Consider the following 17674-nt stretch of genomic DNA (forward strand, 5'->3'; position numbering starts at 1 on the left):
TTTCTCTATTCACAATCCGATTGCTTTGTGAGATTCATCACTAATTATACAATATGACACGTCTTGAAGCGAACGCTCCGCTCGTTCCGACATGCAAAAGACGCCCTCTCCTGAGTGGCGTCAATCGAAGTCTTGCTCAAAGTATTCAGGATGCCCGATTACAAGTTGGTGGTCATCCATTCGAAGCACCTCTTCTTTGCGAAGCTTCGCTAAAATCGTAGAAACCGTCTCTCGAGACGTTCCAGATAGACGAGATAGTTCCATCGCCGTGAACGGACAGCGGACACGTACCCCTTGCTCATCCGGTTCACCTAAATCTTCAATCAAAAAATGGATGGTATTGAGTACACGTTCTTTCGCGCTCGGGGTAATGATCTCTTGGACACGTCGTTCATGTAAATCTAAAATACGATTCATCTGTCCAATGATATAAAGCAGCATGTTCGACTGTGTGGATACAAACCGCTCGAATCGGTCGGTCGGGATATAGATGACGTCAATATCCGTCACCGCTTCTGCCGTATGACGGTAGTCTTCCTCCGTGAACAAACCATTGTACGGAAAGAACTGTTTGGGCTTCACGTAGTCCGCATATTGATGCGTCGCATGCTCGTTCATCCGTTCAAGTCTGATGTATCCACTCATTAAGAAATACACGCGCTCTCGCGGGTCTCCTTCCATGAATAGGAGCTGTCCTTTTCGATACGTTCGGCAATAGACGTGCGGGACGAGCTGTTCAAGCGCTCGACTCGAACAGTTCGCAAACAGTGTCAACTGCCGTAAATCATCAATCGTCCACTTATGTCGCATCTGTATCCCCTCATTTCTAGTTAAATCCCCTACCTTAAGTATAAATGGATTCAGAATGATACCGCTTTCAAAATCCGACAGTTTTCTGACATGACAAAAGGGGGTCTCCCCCCTTTTCAGTCCAACATCAGTTCTAATAGCGCGTCTTGCAAATCTCGATCGAGTTCTAACGCATGGAGGTCAAACAGCCAGGCCTCGAGACGCGTCTTCGTCGTCGCCATCTGGTACAACCGATCTTTCAAATCGTAGGCGATTTCCGCGCGATCTAAGAATCGATAGAGACGGTCAAGTCGATGGGCGTTCTGTGTCACATCGACGGGGAGCGTCACCGTCTGCTCCTGCTTCAATTCACCAATCGGGATGTGTAACGTCTGCGTCTCAGCGTCATAGTCCCCTTCCCCGACAACGCCTCGAACAAGAACGGTCAATGTCCGCTTCGCCGGAACGAGGGTCAGGTCTCCTGACATCTCGATGTGTAGCGTCCGCGCTTCCCAGTCGAGCGTGAACGTCGTTTCAAGTGAGGCACCTGTCTCATAATCCCGGCTTTCCCCGTCATCTTCGTACATCGTGAACGTGTTCGAGGCACCTGGAAAGACGAGTACTTCTAGCTCGCTCGGGTTTCCCGTCTCGTTCGCATGCGGTTGATGCGGCATGAGGGGAACGATGGCACCCGCTTTGGCGAAGACCGGTTGTCCATCGAGTCCACGGAACACACGAATCGACTTGTCGCCTTCGTAACGATGTCCTGTGAAAAAGTCAAACCATTCTCCTTTTGGCAGCCAGACATTCGTTCCGGCGACGTGGAGCTTTCGGTCCATCGGCGTGACAATCGGGGACACAATGAGTTCACTGCCAAAATAAAACTGATTCGGCACTTGATAAGCCGCTTCGTCATCGGGATGTTCGATATACATCGGCAGCACGAGCGGTAACGCATTGACATGGTTACGATAATTCATCGTGTATAGATAAGGAATGAGCTCGTGACGCAGACGTAAGAATCGCTTCATCGACTGTTCGGCTTCGATCCCGAAACGCCAAGGCTCTTTCCCGTTGAAGGTGCTGAACGTCGAGTGGAGGCGCATGATTGGACTGAACACCCCGTATGCGACCCAACGCGCGGCGAGCTCATCGTCTTTTTTCCCACGATGATGCCCTCCGATGTCGTGACTCCACCAACCGTAACCGATGTTTGTCGCTGTCGCTGTAAAATACGGCTGGAAGGCGAGCGAGGCCCACGAGATGATCGTGTCTCCTGAAAATCCGACCGGGTAACGGTGGCTCCCTGGTCCTGCGTAACGAGAGAAAATGAGCGGGCGTTTGCCGTCACGGGCGATGTCGATGGCATGATAATGATTCAGCATCCATAGCGGATCGAGTCCTTCCATCTTCGAGGTCGACCCTTGTTGCCAATCGATCCACCAAAAATCAACGCCATCCGCCTCATGTGGATGATGCATCTGCTCAAAATATGCTTGAATGAATCGTTTGTCTGAAAAATCGAATGGGATTCGGTCCCCCGATTCCGGTTCGACGCCCATGGCCTCGGCCATCGCCACGTACTGATCTTCAAACGCACGGACACCGTCCGCGGGATGCAGGTTCAACGTCACCATCATTCCCTCATCCTTTAGCCAGTTAAGGAAACGCTTCGGTTCGGGAAACAAGTTTTTGTTCCACGAATAGCCCGTCCAACCACTCCCGTACTCTTCGGGAATGTCCGTCACGTGCCAGTCCATATCGATGACACTGACCGAGAACGGGACATCTTCTGACTTGAAACGGCGCATTAACGCCTTATACTCCTTTTCGTCGTATCGCCAGTAGCGGCTCCACCAGTTCCCGAGCGCTTTACGAGGGAGCATCGGCGTCGGACCCGTCAACGTGTAAAAGTCTCGAAGTGCCTGTTTATAGTCATGACCATATCCGAAGTAGTAAATGTCATGGATCCCTTTTCGTCGCGGCTCGACGAAGCGATCATCTGTCATCAAAAACGAGGATGAATCATCTATGATCGCATACCCTTGTTTGGAGAGGATCCCTTCTTCTAACTCCGTCGCCCCGTCCACATGGTCGAGCGTCCGCGCCGTCCCTTTCAGCGTCCGCTCCGGACCGTTGAACATGTAGCGGCTATAATACGTGCTAAAGTTCCCTTTCACGTCCACGTAGAGCGTGTTCGGCGCGAACGGACCTTTCGTATAATACAAATGGACATGTTCGGTGATGATTTGGAGTTCTGTCTCATCTTCAATCACTCGGAATTGTGGAACGTCAAATTCCCGATTCCACGCCACTTGGGTGGCGCGGTCTTCAAAGACACCGTCCTCCGCATATTCCATTCGAATCAACTGACTCGTCAATACGGTGAAGCGATAACAGCTTCCTTGTACGATTGCCCCTTCTCTTGCTTTTGGTCTCATCCACGACTGGTACACATGATTTTCTTCGAATAGGCGCATACATTCGAGCGTTTCCGCTCTCCGTCACTTCCTTCCTGAAATTAGTGCAAACGTTTACACTGAATATGATAGCAATCTCATTTTTGGCATACAACCTTCCTTCCCCTTGAACCCGGGCAGAAAACAAAAAAAGTCGCAAACGCTTCACGTCTGCGACACATTCTTATTGTTGGAGTGATGGGGCCAGACGGACACGTGTGCCAGCTTCTCCGTCAATGGCGGCTACAGCCTGATCGAGCGACGTGATGATGGCGACACGGTTCGTACCGGATTCGGCAAACTGCAGCGCCGCTCTTACTTTCGGCAACATACTGCCTGGCGCGAACTGCCCTTCAGCGATATACGTCTCCATCTGTTCTTTCGACGTTTCTTGAAGTGCCATCTCGTCCGGCTTCCCAAAATTGACATACACATGTTCGACAGCCGTCAAAATGAGTAAGACGTCTGCATTGACGAGGTCAGCCAATTTCGCAGCCGCGAAATCTTTATCGATGACCGCCTCGATGCCGACGTATCCATCCGCTGTCTCCATGACCGGAATGCCACCGCCACCGGAAGCGACAACGATGTGCCCCGCTTCAACGAGTGTTCGAATGACGGTGTGTTCGGCGATTTTCATAGGGATTGGACTCGGGACTACACGACGATACCCCCGTCCTGCGTCTTCTTTGAAGACATAACCCGTCGTCCGTTCGAGATGAAGTGCCTCGTCTTCCGTATAAAATGGACCGATTGGCTTAGTCGGATGATGAAACGCACTATCGTTTGGATCGACAATGCTTCGTGTCACGAGCGAGGCCACATGCTGTTCAAGGCCACGTGCACGCAGTGCTTTGGTCAATGCGTTTTCAAACCAGTATCCAATCATCCCTTGCGTCATCGCACCACAGACATCAAGCGGCATCGCTGGTGTGGCTGGACTGTCTGATGCGGCTTGTTGCAACATCAGGTTTCCCACTTGCGGACCGTTCCCATGCGTGATGATGACCTCGACTCCTTCCGCAATGAGTGCAGCGAGAGATTCCGCCGTCGCCTCAACCGCCTGTATTTGTGCTTCGGCTGTCGCATCTTTGCCTTGCTGAATCGCATTCCCGCCTAAGGCGATGACCACACGTTTATTCTCCATATCCATACCCCCGATCAAATGACTGAGATATTACCCGATAGTATACGTACGACTGCGAAGATGGCCAGTGCGGTCAACACACCGGCGACCATCCATTCCGTTTTAGTGAGTGACTTGATGCCATTTTCACGTTGCGCCTTCATGTAGAGAAGGGTTCCCGGTGCATATAAAAGTGTAGTGAGAAGTAAATAATCGATGCCAGCGGCGTATATGAGCCATAGTCCATAAACGGAAGCGACCAATCCAATCGCTAAATCGCGTGTTTTTCGTTCACCGGAACTGTATCCGATTCCGTTCTTCGCCACTTTCACTTGATAAAAGGCCGAGAACACGTATGGGATCAAAATCGCACTCGAAGCGAGAGAAAAGGCAAAGTTATATGCGGCATCTGAAATCAAGAATGTGAAGAGGAAGAGCTGAATCAACCCATTTGTTAGCCAAAGGGCATTGACAGGAGCTTGATTTTGATTCTCTTTCGTGAACCATTTCGGGAAGACTCCATCTTTGGCGGCAACGAATGGGATTTCTGCCGCTAACAGCGTCCAACCGAGCCATGCACCAAGGACAGAGATGACGAGTCCCCCGTTGATGAGCATCGCACCCCACGGACCGACCGCTGACTCGAGCAAATATGCCATCGCTGGTTGCGAGGCGTTCGCTACATTTTCGGGAGTCATGAGACCGAGCGACATGATAGAAATGAGCAAATAAATGACGAGCGTACCGAGCAACCCAATCACGGTTGCTTTCCCGACGTCCGAACGTTTCCGAGCACGACCGGATAGCACGACGGCTCCTTCCACACCGATAAAGACCCAAAGCGTCACGAGCATCGTCGAAACGACTTGATCACGCACACTTCCCCACGAGAAACCGCCTTGTCCCCAAAAATCGAAGGTGAAGTTTTCGAGATTAAAGAAGAACAAGGTAATCGTAATGAATGCAAAAATTGGGACGAGTTTGGCAATCGTCGTGACGATGTTGATCATCGACGCCTCATGTACCCCACGTAAGATGAGGGTATGCACGAGCCACAGCATAATTGATGCGCCAATGATCGACGCGATATTCTGTCCCCCTTCAAAAATCGGGAAGAAATAACCGACCGAACTGAATAGCAGTGTGGCATACGCCACATTCCCGAGCCAGGCAGACAACCAATATCCCCAGGCCGAGTTAAATCCGACGAACGACCCAAAGCCTGCCCGTGCATAGCTATATACACCACCATCGAGATCAGGACGGCGCATCGTCAGATTTTGAAAGCTGAGACCGAGCGCAATAATCCCGATCCCTGTAATCACCCACCCGATGAGAATGGCACCCGCATTCGCACCTTGCGCCAAATCGGCAGCCAAGTTAAAGGCGCCACCACCAATCATCGATCCGACGACAAGTGCCGTCAACGCTCCGAGACCTAACCGCTTGTCTTGCTTGTCAGGATGTACTCCAGCCGAACCACCTGAGTCATGCTCCAACTTCGTAGACATTCTACTCATCCCTTTCGCTTATTTTGAACCGGGAGGGGGAATCCCCTCCTCGTCAACGATCAAGCCATTCGCGTGTCTCCGTGAGCGTCGCCGCCATCACCGCCTTGATGGTATGCATCCGGTTTTCCGCCTCATCAAATACGAACGAATGACGACTGCGGAACACTTCATCGGTCACTTCCATTTCCGTCAAACCGTACTGTTCGTGAATCGCTCGACCGACTTCCGTTTCTAAGTCGTGGAAGGCAGGGAGGCAATGTAAGAACATGATGTCTGGATTGCCACTCTTTTGAAGCATGTCCATGTTCACTTGATATGGTCGCAACAGTTCAATCCGTTCTGCGAATGCCGCTTCCTCGCCCATCGATACCCAGACATCCGTGTAGACGACGTCCGCTTGATCCATCGCTTCCTCAATGCTCTCCGTCAAGGTGATCACAGCACCGGTTTCAGCAGCGACCGACTTCGCATAGTTCACGATTTCGTCAGATGGCCAGAGCGATTTCGGTGCACAGATCCGCATATCCATTCCTACTTTTGCACCACCGATCAACAGCGTGTTGCCCATGTTGTTCCGTCCGTCGCCCACGTATACGAATTTGATTCCGGCAAGTTCTCCTTTTTGTTCTTTCACCGTCAAAAAGTCAGCCAAGATTTGGGTCGGGTGATACAAGTCGGTCAAGCCGTTCCATACCGGTACGCCTGCGTCTTTCGCAAGACCTTCGACCGTCTCGTGGGCGAAGCCACGGAACTGAATGCCGTCAAACATGCGTCCAAGGACGATCGCGGTATCGCGCACCGATTCTTTCTTCCCGAACTGGATGTCATTCTTGCCTAAATATTCGGGATGCATCCCTAAATCGATGGCAGCGACCGTGAACGCACAACGCGTCCGCGTCGATGGTTTTTCAAAGAGCAAGGCAATGTTTTTACCTTCACAAATCCGATGTGGAACACCTTGTTTTTTCTGACGTTTGAATGCAGCAGACAAATCGATCAAGTAGTTGATTTCTTCACCCGAAAACTCGTTTAGCGATAAAAAATGACGACCTTTCAAATCAAAATTGAACGTTGTAGACATACTGCTTCCTCCTTATCACATTTAGATGTCTTGTCGGATAATCGGACAGCTCATGCAACGTGGACCCCCACGTCCGCGTGATAGTTCACTCGACATGATTTCAATCACTTCGACGCCTTCTTTACGAAGTAACTCATTCGAGACATAGTTTCGGTCATACGTGACCACGACACCCGGCGCGATGGCGAGCGTGTTCGATCCATCATTCCATTGTTCTCGGGCTGCCGCAATTGGATCGCCACCACCACAAGGAATCAACGTCGCCTCTTGTAAGCCGAGGACGTCTTTTAACACCTTCAACAAATCCGAGTGCTGGGCAATCTGAAGTTCACCTTCCGCGTTTAACGTGAGCTCGAAAATGTTCATCTTCCCTTCCGGTCCTTGAATGAACGGATGGATGGTGAATTTATCATGATCGACCATCGTGAAGACGGTATCAAGATGCATGAAGGCGCGTGATTTTGGAATTTCGATGGCGATGACTTTTTTGAAGCTGTCTCCATGCTTGAGTAGGTTGAGGGCGACACGCTCGATGCCTTGCGCGGTCGTCCGTTCCGAGATGCCGATGGCGACGACTTCTTTCGACAAGACGAGTTCGTCTCCCCCTTCCATCGCAAACCGATAATCACGGTCCGACCAGATGGGAACATCATGTTTCGCAAAGCGTGGGTGATAGCGCATAATGTATTGCGTGAAGAGCGATTCACGGCGACGTGCCGGTTCTTTCATGCGGTTGATGGAGAGTCCGTGACCGATTGCAGCGGCCGGGTCTCGTGTAAAGTAGAGGTTTGGCATTGGATCCAAAAAGAAGGGGTACGTGTCTTCAATCATTTCATGCAGATGTCGGCGTTTTTCTGGCTTGATCTCCGATTTCCGGATACCGGCCATCACCGTCTCTATCAACATTTCGTTATCAAAATCGAGTAAATACTCTTTTAATGTTTCGTAAGAACCGTTGATATTTGATTTGGACTCCGATAAGATATCCGCGACAAACTTTTCGCGCACACCAGGGAGTGATAACGTTTCGGCCATTAGTTTTTCGAGGTAAAGGACTTCCACACCACGATTTTGAAGCGCACTCGCAAAATAATCGTGCTCTTTTTGAATGACCGGCAAATGGGGAATATCATCGAACAAGAGGCGCTCTAAATATTCTGGAGTAAGGTTCTCTAACTCCCGACCCGGTCGCTTCAGTAATACCGTTTTTAATTCTCCAATTTCTGAATACACATGAATCGGATGTTTCAGCGTCGTATCTTGTGAAATCGGTTGATTCGTCATTGAGATCATCTCGCTTCCTCCTTGTGATTCGGGTGTGTGACTACCCTTACCTTATCACTTTACCAAATTTGCGAATGTCTAATCCGACAGTTCACCTGTTGCCGATTCCGCATTGATATGAATAAATGTTCACTCATGTGAATGAACAAACAATGCTCTAGAAATCAGGACGATGGCAAAGGGAAATAAGATGTATGGCTGATGTATAGTATCGCCCTAAAAAATGTAGAAAACTTTTTTTATTCACCGTAAATGAAATTGAAAACGTGAGAGATCAGGATGTGAGCATATGAAAATTGAAGAAACGGAATACAACGAACATGAAGCAGCGCTTCGTACATTGATTCAAAAGGGAGACCCGGTCGATTTTCAAGATCTCTTTCTCTCCCTTCACCCGGGTGAACAGGCGGATCATTTTATCGAACTAAATCAACATGAGCGGTCGTTCGTGTATCGAACCATCTCCCCTGAGGTATTCACCGATCTATTTGAAAAGCTGACGTTAGAGGAACAATGTACATTTATCCAAGAAACACCTCAGTCGTATGCCGTCCGAATCTTGAATGAAATGTATTCGGACAACGCGGCCGACTTGATGCGGGAACTACCCGATGCGTTCATGGACACGCTATTCGAGCAGATGGATGATATTGAGGAACAAGAAGTCAAAGATTTGATGCAGTATCCGGAAGAAACGGCCGGATCGCTCATGACAACTGAGTTTGTCGTCCTTCAAGCTGATAAGACGGTTGGACTGACCCTTGAAGAGTTGCGTGAACTCGGACCAGATGCCGAAACGATTTATTACTTATATGTGGTCGACCAAGCGCACCAACTGGTTGGTGTTGTCTCCTTACGTGATTTAATTGTCGCACCGCTCGAGGCGAAAATTGAAGACATCATGGGGTTCCGCGTCATTTCGGCAAACGTCATGACCGACCAGGAAGACTTGGCCAGGATTGTCCAGAAGTACGATTTGTTGGCCCTTCCCGTTATCGATGATCAGCAAAAGCTACTTGGCATCATCACGGTCGATGATATATTAGATGTCATCGAGCGCGAAACGACAGAAGACTTTGAAGAACTCTCCGCGACGAAAGGTTCGTCTGATATCAACATGAGTCCGCTTGAAGCAGCGAAAAAACGTGCCCCTTGGATTGTCAGCCTCATGTTTCTCGGCATGATTACAGCTTCGACGATTGGCGGTTTCGAAGACACCCTCGAAACGATTGTGCTTCTCGCTGTCTTCATGCCACTTGTCATGGGCTCTGCCGGGAACGCAGCCACGCAATCACTCGTCGTCGCTGTGCGCTCAATTGCACTCGGGACCATCAATCGAAAGAACGTTATGAAGATGATTCGACGCGAACTCGGAACCGGCATCATCTTAGGGATTGCGTGTATGATTGTCATCTTTGGCGTCATCACGCTGCTGTATGACAACATGCTGATCGGTTTCATTGTCGGAGTTTCCATCTTTGCCGCACTCAGTGTCGCCACAATGATCGGCACGGTTGTCCCGCTTCTCATCAATCGCCTGAAGTTAGACCCGGCTGTCGCTTCCGGACCGTTCATCACGACATTGATGGACAACCTAGGGCTCATCATCTACTTCACGGTTGCGACGTCTATGCTTCAGTTTTTTTGACATTCGAAAGAACATTCGATTATAAAAAGCGGTGCTGATTTTGTCAGCACCGCTTTTACTCGCTATGTTGTTGAGATTCCTCTAACAAACGCTCTTCATTTTCATTGAAAGCCTCGATTTCCTCATCCGTCATCACTTCGTTTCTTTCTTCCACATAAGGATTGTCTTTCAATGATGTCTCTAGTTTGCTCAAGTCAGCACTGAGCCCGCTTTCTTGATAAAGGTTAGGTTTTCCTACCGAAGTCAGTGTCCCTGTCCGATTCACTTTGAAATGTCCCAGTTGTAGACCGACAATCCGATATGCATTCTCCATCACGGGTCCTTCATATCTTTGTAAATACAGCAAAACGGTCTCGTCTCGTTTGACGAGCGGGTCTTCTTCCATATCATTTTGTAAAAGGGTGATCGTATCGGCTGACTTCAGTTGACCATTCACGTCTCGATAGACACGCTGCACTTGAATGTGTGATTCAAAGAATGTGACCGATTGATGTGTAAACGGTTTAGGAGCACTTCTCACTTTGCCGACGATGACAATCGGCGAGCTTGTAGCTAAATCGTCTATGTGTCGGAAGCTTTCGGTCACAGCCAAATCACTCGTGTTTTCTTCTTTCAGCATTTCGCTAAACATGATATAACCTGCTATCACTACAACAGATAACATTCCAATCATCCACTTCTTCACGAGGTCCCTCCCATCGGTCCATCCATCCTCATCGATTTTCTACTCTCGTACGACAAGTACGCAATCGTCCCCACGTTCATGGTTTCTGTATGATTCGATCAAAACAATAGGACTACCTTCTTATAATTTAGGGTATTTCCTACAAATACATATAAAACATAAGTAAGGAATGAGGGGATTTCATGACATTTCAACAAGTACTCTACATACTCGTGACCGGTGCCCTGTTCATGGCGCTCGTCGCTTACGTCTCGTATCGCATGACGAAAGGAAAAGTCGAAAGCGCCGACGATTACTTCTTGGCCGGTCGCGGTCTAACAGGCGTCTTCATCGCGGGATCGCTCCTGTTGACCAACTTGTCAGCGGAACAATTGATTGGCTTGAATGGCCAATCGTTCGCCGGCAACATGTCGGCCATGGCTTGGGAAGTGACGGCCGGTATCGCCGCCATCATCATGGCGCTCTTTTTGTTGCCACGCTTTCTTGGCATCGGGATTTCGACTATTCCTGAATTTTTAAGTCAACGCTATGACGAGGACGTTCGTCGATTGACCGTCCTGTTATTTCTACTCGGCTATATGTGCGTCACGATTCCATCTATGCTGTACTCAGGTGGATTAGCCGTCCTGCAACTGTTCGATGTGCCGGCCCTTCTCGGCATTAGCTTTGAGCAGTCCCTTTGGCTCGTCGTTTGGTTCATTGGGATTATCGGGGCGATTTATGCCATCTTCGGAGGTCTTCGTGCCGTTGCCGTATCGGACACGTTGAACGGGATCGGACTCATCATTATTGGATTCCTCGTTCCGACACTAGGCTTTCTCGCACTAGGGGACGGGAATTTATTGGACGGGATGAAGACGATTGCGACGACGAATCCCGAAAAGTTGAACGCCATCGGTTCCGCTAACGACTCGGTCCCGTTTCTCTCCATTTTCACCGGAATGATTTTTGCGAACTTGTTCTATTGGGCACTGAATCAATACGTGATTCAACGGGCCCTCGGTGCAAAAAACTTAGCGGAAGGACAAAAAGGCGTTCTCTTTACCGGCTACTTGAAATTACTCGTTCCAATCTTCATGTTGTTACCTGGCGTCATCGCGTTTCACTTGTACGGGTCGAACGTCGAGAAGGCAGACCTCGCTTATCCGAGTTTGATTGCCGAGCTGTTACCGATGTGGCTCATGGGCTTTTTCCTCGCCGTCTTGCTCGGTGCCGTATTCAGCTCGTTCAACTCGCTCTTGAATAGTATCGCGACGCTCTTCGTACTCGACATTTACAAACCGAAGTTTAAACCGGATGCTTCTGACCAAGATTTGATTCGCGTCAGCAAATGGTTCGGGACGTTCGTTGCACTCGTCTCGTTCTTTGTCGCCCCGAATCTTATGTATGCGCCAGATGGCTTGTGGGACTTGATTCGTCGCTTCACCGGTTTCTTCAACATCCCGATTCTCGTCATCGTTTTAATCGGGATGCTTGTTAAACGTGTGCCGCCAATCGCCGCGAAGACCGTCGTCTTTTTCCACGTCATCGCCTACTATTTCCTCGTATGGGGGACGAAACAATGGTTTGGCGTCGAAATCGGTATCAACTTTATCCATATTTACGGAATCCTTTTCGTCATCGAGACGGGGATCATGCTTGTCTTTGCGCGTGTACGGCCGATGCTTCAAGCGAATCCGATTCGAATCGAACTAGGACGAGTCAAACCGTGGCGTCATGCCCTTTCGACATCCATTTTACTCGTCGCTTCGATGATTTTCGTTTACCTTGTCTTCTCGCCAATCGGACTCGCTTATGCGAACGGCATCGTTTCCGGATGGTTTGCTCCACTGACAGTGGGACTTGTCGTCATAACGTCCGGGCTCATCTGGGCATCTTACCGCTATGGTATTTCTCGTTATGAACGCTATCTAAACAATTTGGGTGAAGAGCCGTCCGATGTAGAAGAACAAAGCAGCTAAACCAATAGACCTCCTTGAACTTACACGTCAAAGAGGTCTACTTTTTGTTGTCGCTTCCGTTCATACATGGCATCGTCCGCACGTTGCCAAAGCGCCTCAATCGTTTCTGGACAAGATGCCCACGCCAACCCGATGGCGACAGAAATCGATTCTTTTTGACAAGCCGCTTCGATTTGACGAACCATTCGTTCACATGCATCGCGAGGCATCATCTCTAGAAACAAGACGAACTCATCTCCCCCTAAACGATACACGGATGATTCAATTCCCTGAAGAATCTTCCCGACCCGTTTCAACAAATCGTCACCAGCAGAATGCCCTTCCATGTCGTTCACGACTTTCAAATCGTTCACATCCAGCACGATGATTCCGACGTCACACGCATTTCTTGCTTGAGCAATCGTGTCTTCAAACGCCCGACGATTGAAGACACCGGTCAAGCTATCGTGGCGACTTTCATACATGAGACGTTCACGCTCGGTCATGGCTGCTTCGATGTTCCGAATCACACCTTGAACCGCTACGATTTCATCATTCTGATAGATCGGCGTGGTGTATTCCTCGAACCATACATAAGTGCCGTCATTCGTGCGCCATCGCTGAAGAATCGCTTCTTCATAGTTGACGCGTCCCGCCACTTTATCGAGCAGGAGACGTCGATCATCCGGATGGATTCTCCGAAAACAATCTTGTGCATCTGAATAACTTCGCATCACCGTTCCTTCTCCGAGATATAAGTCTAAAGAAGGACTGATGTATCGGAAACGCCAAGTCGGTTTCGTTTCAAAAATATAAATGACATCTTTCGTTTGATTCCCGAAATGCATAAACGAAAGAGACTGTGCATGTGGCTGTGGACGTTTGGATAGCCACAAGGCAATCAAAAATCCAACGAGTACCCCCCAGAAGAATAACGTCATTGAATCCACTTCCTCTCTGTTCGCCCATATCGTACCACGTTCGAGGTCAGACACCTGTCTCAATTCCTGTTATTTGGTAAATGTTTTTTTGAAAATTGAGTAAATTTTAGAGAGATTGTGATGGACATGATATAGTCGACTTATTGAATCACTCAATACATGGAGGTTTCTCATGCCACATTTCAAACATCCATCGATTCACGAGACATTTTCGGGTGTCTATTTGCTCACCAATCGAAACGGATCAATCCACCAGTCTTACGGCTATGCGAATCGCTCAGAACAGATTCAACATGACGTGACGACACGGTTCGGGATCGCGTCCGGTTGCAAGTTGTTTACAGCAATCGCGATTTGCCAGTTAGTCGAGCAAGGGAAACTACCCTTCTCCACCACGCTTGGCTCATTTCAAACATTCGCCTTACCTCATCTGTCACCAAACGTCACCGTGCATCAACTGTTGACGCACACGTCGGGAATCCCTGACTATTTTGATGAATCCGTCTCTGATGACTTCGAAGCGTTATGGCGTGATATTCCGATGTATCGACTTCAACAGTTACGTGATTTTCTACCACTGTTTCAACAAAAAACCATGAAGGACGAACCGGGTTCTCGATTCTCCTACAATAATGCGGGGTATATTTTGTTAGGGTTGATTATCGAGGAAGTGACCGGACAATCTTTCACCGATTACGTCGAACAATCGATTTTTCAGCCTGCCGGTATGACCGCTTCCGGATACTTTTCACTCGATGCCTTGCCTGCTAAAACAGCGCTCGGTTATATCGACAACTCGGACGGCACGTGGCGTACAAACCAATATGCGATTCCGATCAAAGGAGGAGCAGATGGTGGCGCGTATGTGACCGCTCAAGACATGACTAAATTTTGGAAATCGCTGTTTTCACATCAGTTTCTTGATACCGCTTCTACGTCGCTTCTTTTGACACCACACGTGACGGTTAATGACCGCGGCGGGAGTTATGGATACGGACTTTGGATTCAACATCACGCATCGGGAGATGTCTATAAATATCACGTGATGGGCTATGACCCTGGTGTCAGTTTCCATTCTGGTTACTATCCAGAAATCGATACCATCTCGGTCATTTGTTCAAATCAATCAGATGGGGCGTTCGACGTCATGAAACAGATTGAAATGCAGATTGGAGAACGGATTGAATGAACATTCGTACTTATATGGAATCAGACTTTGACTCGATTCAACAACTTAATCGCGATGAAGGTTGGAGCCAATTGGTAGAACGTGACGCGTTGACCCGTGAGGCATGGCGTCAATCAAACGTCACCTATGTGATGGAGTCTGAAAATGGAAAGATTGTCGCTTATTTGCGCGGATTGACTGATACGACAGTCAGTTTGTATGTTTGTGAACTGTTGGTCGCTTCTACATATCGTAGACGTGGTCTTGGCGAACAGTTACTCCAACACGTCCATACACTTTATCCAGACACACGGCTTGAGATGCTCGCAAGTCAAAATTCCCACACATATTACGAGAAATTACGGTTTCGTCCGTTCTACGGTTTTAGGAAAACGATTCACGAATAGGAGGAATGTATATGAAACTTGCTCTCATCACAGGCGCATCGCGTGGTCTCGGCCGTTCCATCGCTCAGGAACTACAAGCCAGAGATTACGAGGTGGTCGGGTTCTCTCGCTCACAGGCGGAAGACGTTACGTATCAGCAACGATCAGTCGACCTATTAAACGTCTCGGGGATTGATGCAGTCATTCGGGAGATCACACCGTTTCTAGAGCGGGCTGATTCGGTTTTGCTCGTTCAAAATGCAGCATGGATTGAACCGATTCATCGTGTCGGACAATTAGATGGTGAGAAAGTGACCGCTCATGTCCACGCCAACCTGCTTGCGCCGATGCTATTGGCGAATGCGGTCCTCGCTTTCAACAAGCCGACCGATTTGATTCATGTGACCTCTGGCGCTGCTAAGCGTCCGATCTCAGGTTGGAGCGCATATTGTGGCACGAAAGCAGGACTCGATCATTTCACAGAGACACTTGCACTAGAGCTAGAAGGAACCTCACATCGTGCAGCTCTATTCAATCCAGGTGTGATGGATACGTCGATGCAGGCGGAGATTCGTTCTTCTTCGAAAGAGGCGTTCGCTGACCTTGAACAATTCCGTTCATACGAAACAGAAGGACGACTCCGCTCTCCTGAAACGGTTGCTCGTGTATTTGCTGAACAGTTAATTGACCGCCCCCTAGAAAATGGCAAGACCTATTCGATTTACGACTTGATTAAATAATTTACCAGGTCAAAAAAAGAAACACCCTTCTCTCGTCAAACCGTCTACACTACATGCATAGATACGTGAAAGGGTGAATTTTATGAAAACCATTGCTGGAGGATTACTGCTATTTGGACTGTTCAGCCTCACCATGTCATTCACAATGATTGGAGATACCGCCGTCGTCGGGGCGATGGTGAGTGGTGTCTCAATTTTATGTAGTGTCGGCTTATTATTTGGAGCGACTGAACTCAGTCGGATTCGTCACGACCTGCTCCACGACAAAAAAACGTCTCTCCCATCTGAATGAGGGAAAGACGTTTTTGATTCAATCTTCTTCGTATTCCTCTAATAGATCATCAACATCGTATTCTTCGAAGTCGTCTTCATCAATAAAGATATCGCGATCGTTCACGACATGAATCGGACCATTGGCCACATCGATTCGAATCGTCCACGCCCAAGGAATGCGTAACCGGTTATAGACACCTGTCCAGAACTCCATTGACTCTTGCTCATACTGTTCAAATTCTGTCAGAAGTTCTTTGAACGACACGCCTGTTAACTGGAAGTTTGAATCTTGGAGCCGTTGAAGCGCATGATGCTTCGCTTCTAATTCGGCCGCTCGAACCATTTCCTCAGCTGTCGCCATCTCCAGGATCGTCCCGTCCGGTGGGAGAATATCGTATACGTTGAACAATTCGCCTTCTTCTACTTCTACATCGTCAAACTCATAGTCATCGTGCCGCATACTACATTCCTCCTTACGCAATTTGAATCCCCTCTATTGTACCACTCTCTACCCGTTTCCCCCTAAAGATTCGTGCATATATTTCATTTTGTGAGGGAAAGACTGTTAGAGTGAAGACATCCATAGGAAAAGAGGTTAAGCAGATGAATGAATCATTCCAAGCACTCGTGCTCGACCAGCACGAGGAACGCCTTCATGCCGAAGTAAAAGAAGTACAAGCCGATGTCCTTCCGAAAGAAGAGGACGGAAATGTGTTAGTGGAAGTTCACTACTCTGCGTTGAACTATAAAGACGCGCTCGGATTAACGACTTCTGGTAAAATCGTCAATCGCTATCCGTTCATTCCGGGATGCGAATTCGTTGGAACTGTCGTCGAATCAGACCACCTCGACATCAAAGTTGGCGACGAGGTAATCGCCACTGGTTTCGGGATTGGGGAACGGCACTTCGGTGGATTTAGCCAGTATGCGCAAGTACCGGGGAAATGGCTCGTGAAGTTACCGAAAGGAATGAGCATGCGAGATGCAATCGCCATCGGAACACCAGGACTTACCGCCATGCTTTCCGTTGATGCACTCGAACACGCAGGTGTGCGTCCGGGTGAAGAAGTACTTGTCACAGGCGCGACAGGTGGTGTCGGAAGCTTCGCGATTACGTTGCTTCGTCGTCTCGGCTACCATGTCGTCGCCTCCACCGGCAAAACAGATTCACCATACTTACGCTCACTCGGTGTCGAGACGATCATCGATCGAAGCGAATTAGAAGGCCCTGCCCATCCCCTCGCCAAGCAACGTTTCGATGCCGCTATCGATTCGGTCGGTGGAAATACACTCGCCAACATCTTGAGCCAGATACGATATGAAGGTGCTGTCGCCGCATGCGGTCTCGTCGGAGGCGCAGAGTTGCCAACGAGCGTCTATCCGTTTATTTTACGCGGCGTGAAGCTCATCGGCATCGATTCGGTCATGCAACCCATGGTTCGTCGTACGAACGCATGGGAACGTCTCGAAGAACTCATCGACCCGAAAGTTCTCAATGAGATGATCCATGAGATTCCGTTACACGACGTCCCTCGCCACGCCGAAGCGATGATGCGTGGTGAATTGAGTGGTCGCACCGTCGTCCGTCTTCGCTAAGTCCATCAAAAGAGGCTGAATCATTCACGATTCAGCCTCTTTCCTCT

16 protein-coding genes are annotated in these 17674 nt (G+C 48.9%); 7 read left to right on the top strand and 9 right to left on the bottom strand.

Annotation, left to right across the window (positions count from 1 at the left end):
• Positions 1–120: 120 nt before the first annotated feature.
• From KNO71_RS05845 to arcA, 6 genes are all read right to left on the bottom strand, one after another.
• On the bottom strand, positions 121–810 hold the full coding sequence (locus KNO71_RS05845) for a Crp/Fnr family transcriptional regulator (protein ID WP_074035511.1): 690 nt from the start codon (positions 808–810) through the stop codon (positions 121–123).
• A 116-nt stretch (positions 811–926) separates the two neighbouring features.
• Positions 927–3269, bottom strand: coding sequence for a glycoside hydrolase family 31 protein (locus KNO71_RS05850; RefSeq protein WP_214685282.1), 2343 nt, complete (start codon positions 3267–3269; stop codon positions 927–929).
• A gap of 163 nt (positions 3270–3432) precedes the next feature.
• Positions 3433–4395 carry a carbamate kinase gene (arcC, locus tag KNO71_RS05855; RefSeq protein ID WP_214687644.1) on the bottom strand — a complete coding sequence of 321 codons (963 nt, stop codon included), beginning with the start codon at positions 4393–4395 and terminating at the stop codon, positions 3433–3435.
• A gap of 14 nt (positions 4396–4409) precedes the next feature.
• Positions 4410–5885, bottom strand: a complete 1476-nt coding sequence (gene arcD / locus KNO71_RS05860) for an arginine-ornithine antiporter (protein ID WP_214685280.1) — start codon at positions 5883–5885, stop codon at positions 4410–4412.
• 52 nt (positions 5886–5937) lie between these two features.
• Positions 5938–6966: an ornithine carbamoyltransferase gene (gene argF, locus KNO71_RS05865; RefSeq protein ID WP_078147776.1), complete on the bottom strand. Its 1029-nt coding sequence runs from the start codon at positions 6964–6966 to the stop codon at positions 5938–5940.
• 21 nt (positions 6967–6987) lie between these two features.
• Positions 6988–8217, bottom strand: a complete 1230-nt coding sequence (gene arcA, locus KNO71_RS05870) for an arginine deiminase (RefSeq protein WP_031422019.1) — start codon at positions 8215–8217, stop codon at positions 6988–6990.
• 322 nt (positions 8218–8539) lie between these two features.
• Here arcA and mgtE point away from each other — a divergent pair, with 322 nt between their 5' ends.
• On the top strand, positions 8540–9898 hold the full coding sequence (gene mgtE / locus KNO71_RS05875) for a magnesium transporter (RefSeq protein ID WP_078147777.1): 1359 nt from the start codon (positions 8540–8542) through the stop codon (positions 9896–9898).
• Between the two features lie 55 nt (positions 9899–9953).
• On the opposite strand, the gene KNO71_RS05880 is transcribed toward mgtE, so the two are convergent.
• Positions 9954–10583, bottom strand: coding sequence for a hypothetical protein (locus KNO71_RS05880; RefSeq protein ID WP_078147778.1), 630 nt, complete (start codon positions 10581–10583; stop codon positions 9954–9956).
• A 182-nt stretch (positions 10584–10765) separates the two neighbouring features.
• On the opposite strand from KNO71_RS05880, the gene KNO71_RS05885 reads away from it, so the two are divergent.
• Positions 10766–12544, top strand: coding sequence for a solute:sodium symporter family transporter (locus KNO71_RS05885; RefSeq protein WP_214687646.1), 1779 nt, complete (start codon positions 10766–10768; stop codon positions 12542–12544).
• A 20-nt stretch (positions 12545–12564) separates the two neighbouring features.
• On the opposite strand, the gene KNO71_RS05890 is transcribed toward KNO71_RS05885, so the two are convergent.
• Positions 12565–13518 (bottom strand): GGDEF domain-containing protein, encoded by a 954-nt coding sequence (locus KNO71_RS05890; RefSeq protein ID WP_214687648.1) that lies wholly within the window; start codon positions 13516–13518, stop codon positions 12565–12567.
• A gap of 118 nt (positions 13519–13636) precedes the next feature.
• On the opposite strand from KNO71_RS05890, the gene KNO71_RS05895 reads away from it, so the two are divergent.
• The 4 genes from KNO71_RS05895 (at position 13637) to KNO71_RS05910 (ending at position 16050) form a co-directional block, all read left to right on the top strand.
• Positions 13637–14653 carry a serine hydrolase domain-containing protein gene (locus tag KNO71_RS05895; RefSeq protein ID WP_214687650.1) on the top strand — a complete coding sequence of 339 codons (1017 nt, stop codon included), beginning with the start codon at positions 13637–13639 and terminating at the stop codon, positions 14651–14653.
• A complete protein-coding gene (locus tag KNO71_RS05900) occupies positions 14650–15039 on the top strand; it encodes a GNAT family N-acetyltransferase (RefSeq protein ID WP_074035497.1) in 390 nt (129 codons plus the stop codon). Before KNO71_RS05895 ends, KNO71_RS05900 begins: the two co-directional genes overlap by 4 nt.
• An 11-nt stretch (positions 15040–15050) precedes the next feature.
• Positions 15051–15758, top strand: a complete 708-nt coding sequence (locus tag KNO71_RS05905) for an SDR family NAD(P)-dependent oxidoreductase (RefSeq protein ID WP_214687651.1) — start codon at positions 15051–15053, stop codon at positions 15756–15758.
• A gap of 82 nt (positions 15759–15840) precedes the next feature.
• The gene (locus KNO71_RS05910) at positions 15841–16050 is read left to right on the top strand and encodes a hypothetical protein (RefSeq protein ID WP_078147783.1); all 210 of its coding nucleotides are present in this window, start codon (positions 15841–15843) and stop codon (positions 16048–16050) included.
• Positions 16051–16068: 18 nt separating this feature from the next.
• Here KNO71_RS05910 and KNO71_RS05915 read toward each other — a convergent pair whose 3' ends face one another.
• Entirely contained in the window at positions 16069–16491 is a 423-nt protein-coding gene (locus KNO71_RS05915) for a hypothetical protein (RefSeq protein ID WP_012727530.1), read from the bottom strand.
• Positions 16492–16634: 143 nt separating this feature from the next.
• Between KNO71_RS05915 and KNO71_RS05920 the strand changes: the two genes are divergently transcribed.
• Positions 16635–17627, top strand: a complete 993-nt coding sequence (locus KNO71_RS05920; protein WP_214687652.1) for an MDR family oxidoreductase — start codon at positions 16635–16637, stop codon at positions 17625–17627.
• Positions 17628–17674 lie beyond the last annotated feature (47 nt).

Source organism: Exiguobacterium sp. s163 (genome assembly GCF_018617135.1).
GTDB lineage: Bacteria > Bacillota > Bacilli > Exiguobacteriales > Exiguobacteriaceae > Exiguobacterium > Exiguobacterium profundum.

What these genes read in the sequence shown, in the direction of transcription:
- argF (WP_078147776.1), bottom strand. Translation starts at nt 6,966, where the DNA reads ATGTCTACAACGTTCAATTTTGATTTGAAAGGTCGTCATTTTTTATCG.
- KNO71_RS05885 (WP_214687646.1), top strand. Translation starts at nt 10,766, where the DNA reads ATGACATTTCAACAAGTACTCTACATACTCGTGACCGGTGCCCTGTTC.
- KNO71_RS05900 (WP_074035497.1), top strand. Translation starts at nt 14,650, where the DNA reads ATGAACATTCGTACTTATATGGAATCAGACTTTGACTCGATTCAACAA.
- KNO71_RS05905 (WP_214687651.1), top strand. Translation starts at nt 15,051, where the DNA reads ATGAAACTTGCTCTCATCACAGGCGCATCGCGTGGTCTCGGCCGTTCC.
- KNO71_RS05915 (WP_012727530.1), bottom strand. Translation starts at nt 16,491, where the DNA reads ATGCGGCACGATGACTATGAGTTTGACGATGTAGAAGTAGAAGAAGGC.
- mgtE (WP_078147777.1), top strand. Translation starts at nt 8,540, where the DNA reads ATGAAAATTGAAGAAACGGAATACAACGAACATGAAGCAGCGCTTCGT.
- KNO71_RS05845 (WP_074035511.1), bottom strand. Translation starts at nt 810, where the DNA reads ATGCGACATAAGTGGACGATTGATGATTTACGGCAGTTGACACTGTTT.
- arcD (WP_214685280.1), bottom strand. Translation starts at nt 5,885, where the DNA reads ATGTCTACGAAGTTGGAGCATGACTCAGGTGGTTCGGCTGGAGTACAT.
- KNO71_RS05850 (WP_214685282.1), bottom strand. Translation starts at nt 3,269, where the DNA reads ATGCGCCTATTCGAAGAAAATCATGTGTACCAGTCGTGGATGAGACCA.
- KNO71_RS05910 (WP_078147783.1), top strand. Translation starts at nt 15,841, where the DNA reads ATGAAAACCATTGCTGGAGGATTACTGCTATTTGGACTGTTCAGCCTC.
- KNO71_RS05920 (WP_214687652.1), top strand. Translation starts at nt 16,635, where the DNA reads ATGAATGAATCATTCCAAGCACTCGTGCTCGACCAGCACGAGGAACGC.
- arcC (WP_214687644.1), bottom strand. Translation starts at nt 4,395, where the DNA reads ATGGAGAATAAACGTGTGGTCATCGCCTTAGGCGGGAATGCGATTCAG.
- KNO71_RS05895 (WP_214687650.1), top strand. Translation starts at nt 13,637, where the DNA reads ATGCCACATTTCAAACATCCATCGATTCACGAGACATTTTCGGGTGTC.